Source organism: Candidatus Thiothrix phosphatis, assembly GCF_035668035.1.
GTDB lineage: Bacteria > Pseudomonadota > Gammaproteobacteria > Thiotrichales > Thiotrichaceae > Thiothrix > Thiothrix phosphatis.
In genome coordinates, this window is record NZ_JAYMYJ010000047.1 from 1 (window position 1) to 2,894 (window position 2,894).

General features: G+C 62.8%; 1 protein-coding gene. It reads right to left on the reverse strand.

Annotated features, from left to right (window positions below; all coding sequences use genetic code 11):
* The coding region (locus VSS37_RS06040) for an Ig-like domain-containing protein (protein ID WP_324693886.1) at positions 1–2,894 on the reverse strand (2,894 nt) is incomplete at both ends.

Sequence of the window (2,894 nt, forward strand, 5' to 3'; positions counted from 1 at the left end):
GCCATTGATGATGAAGTTGGCGGCGAAGGCGGTGTTGGCCGGGTGGAGCAGGACATTGCCGAGCAGCAGGTTGATGTCGTTGCTGGGGCCGGAGAACACGCTGACACCGTCCATGTTGAGGTCGGAGGGGAAGTAACCGGCGAGGCGGAAGTTGCTGTTGGCGAGGGTGTTGGCGGGGGCGGTCAGCACCTTGCCGAGGACGACGTTGATGTCGTTGCTGGGGCCATTGGCGATGACCGAGTCGCTGCTGTTGGCATCACCCGCCCACATCAGGGCTGTGGTTCCGCTGACCAGGCGGGCGTTGCTGCCGAGGGTGGCGGTGGCGGCCAGGGTGAAGTCCACGCTGGCTATGGTGGTGGACAGGTTCAGCGGTGCGGCAGTGGTCACGCCCAGGTGGTTGCGGTGGCGCAGGGTCACGTAGTATTGGCCAGCCGCCACGTCCTCCAGGGTCAGGGTACGGCTGCCGGAAGCGGCGTCGACCACGTCGCCATCACGCTGCAACAGGCCAGCCATGGCGGCGACCCGGTTTTTGGGCGTGTTGGGGTCGCGCAGCTCCACCAGCACCCAGTCCACCGGCGCATCATTGCCGGTCATGGCCAGCAGTGCCGGGGCGGCGGTTTCCGTCCCTGGGTAGGCGAACGGCAGGCTGGCGGAGCCATAGGGCTGGGCGGTGGGGATCAGCCCCAAGGTGCGCAGGCTGTCGTTCATCATGCCGTCCTTGCTGGCATAAGCGCCTTGCAGGAAGCCGCGCACTTGCAGTTTGATCTCCGGCCCGTTGAGCACGCTGATGGTCAGGGTTTGGGAATCGGCCAGGCCACCGTTGTCTTGGACAGCGACGGTGACAATGTACTGGTTGTCGGCGTTGGCATCCGCCGGATGTTCGAAGTCGGGCGCGGCCTTGAAGCTCAACTTGCCGGACAGCGGGTCAATCTGGAACAGGGCCGCGTCCGCCCCACCGCTGATGCTGTAGGCCAGGGTGTCCCCATCCGGGTCAAGCGCCTGGACGGTTGTCACTGCGGTCAGCCCCTCCGTCAGGGTCAGGGTGGCGGTGCTTCCACCGCCGTTGGAGGTGATGGCCGGGGCGGCGTTCTCCTTCACATCCAGTACGGTCACCTTCAATGCTTGTGAATCGATATGGTCGGGAGCGACGTTGTCGGTCACGCTGACAATCACCTCATACATATTGTCTGCATTGGCGTCGGTTGGATGCTCAAAGTCCGGAGCGGTTTTGAAGCTCAGTACGCCAGTGGTGGGGTTGATGTTGAACAAAGCTGCGTCCGCCCCACCTTGGATAGAAAAGGTCAGGGTGTCGGCGGCATCCGGGTCAGTGGCTGTCACTGAGGTGACGTAGGTCTGGTTTTCCGGCGTTTGCAGCACGGCGCTGACAATGCGTGGCGGATTGTTCTCCACCACATTGGTGACCACAATGACCTCCACTTGTTCGGTGCACAGATTGCCGCTGTCGCAGACCTGGGTCATGAGCAGGTAGGCATTGTCGCCATTGCTGTCTTTGGGGGTCTCATAGTCCGGCGGGGCCTTGAAGCTAATGGCCCCGGTGGCCGGGTCAATGGAGAACAGGGCGCCGTCGAACACCGGCAGCAAGCTATAGGCCAGGCCGTTGTTTTCCGCATCCGCGTCATCGGTGGCATTCACGTCCAGCGCGACCCCGGTGCCGTTTTCGGCGAAGGTGACATTGTTGGTGGAGGTGATGACCGGCGGGTCATTGCCTGGGGTGACAGTGAGGTTGACGGTCGCGGTGGCCTTGCCGCCGTTGCCGTCGCTGACTTCGTAGCGGAAGCTGTCCGTCCCGTTGAAGTCTTTGGCTGGCGTGTAAATATAAGTTCCGTCGGCTTTCAGGGTCAGCGTCCCGTGAGCCGGAGCGGTTACAGGGGTGGTGTTGATGGTCAGCGTGTTGCCATCGGGGTCAGTGTCGTTGGCCAGCACGCTGGAGCCATTCAGGACGGTGTCCTCGGCGATGGTGGCGGAGTCGTTGTTGGCTACCGGCGCATCGTTGACCGCAGTGACGGTCAGGTTGACGGTGGCGACGGCCTTGCCGCCATTGCCGTCGCTGACTTCGTAGCGGAAGCTGTCGGAGCCGTTGAAGTTGGCGTTCGGCGTATAGGTGTAGGTGCCGTCGGCCTTCAGCACGAGGGTCCCGTGGGCTGGGGCGGTGACTGGCGTGGTGTTGACGGTCAGCGTGTCGCCATCGGGGTCAGTGTCGTTGGCCAGCACGCTGGAACCGTTGAGGACAGCATCCTCGGCGATGGTGGCGGTGTCATTGACGGCGGTGGGAGCATCATTCTGTGCGCCTACGGTAATGGTGACGGTGGCGGTGTCAGAGCCGCCTTTGCCGTCGCTGACGGAATAGGTGAAGCTGTCGGAGCCGTTGAAGTTGGCGTTCGGCGTATAGGTGTAGGTGCCGTCGGCCTTCAGCACGAGGGTTCCATGAGCTGGGGCGGTGACTGGAGTGGTGTTGATGGTCAAGGTGTCGCCGTCCAAATCGGAATCGTTGGCCAGCACAGAGGCTCCGTTGAGGATGGAGCCTTCCAAGGTGGTGGCGGAATCATCCATGGCAATTGGCGCATCGTTGACCGGGGAAATGGTGATGGTGACGGTGGCGGTGTCAGAGCCACCTTTGCCGTCACTGACGGAATAGGTGAAGCTGTCTGTCCCGTTGAAGTTGGCGTTCGGGGTGTAGGTATAGGTTCCATCGGCCTTCAGCGTCAGGGTCCCGTGGGCAGGGGCGGTGACCGGGGTGGTGTTGACGGTCAGCGTGTCGCCGTCCAGGTCGGAGTCGTTGGCCAGCACAGAGGTGCCGTTGAGGATGGCGTCTTCGGCAACGGTGGCGGAATCGTTGTTGGCGACCGGCGCATCATTGACCGGGGTGATGGTGA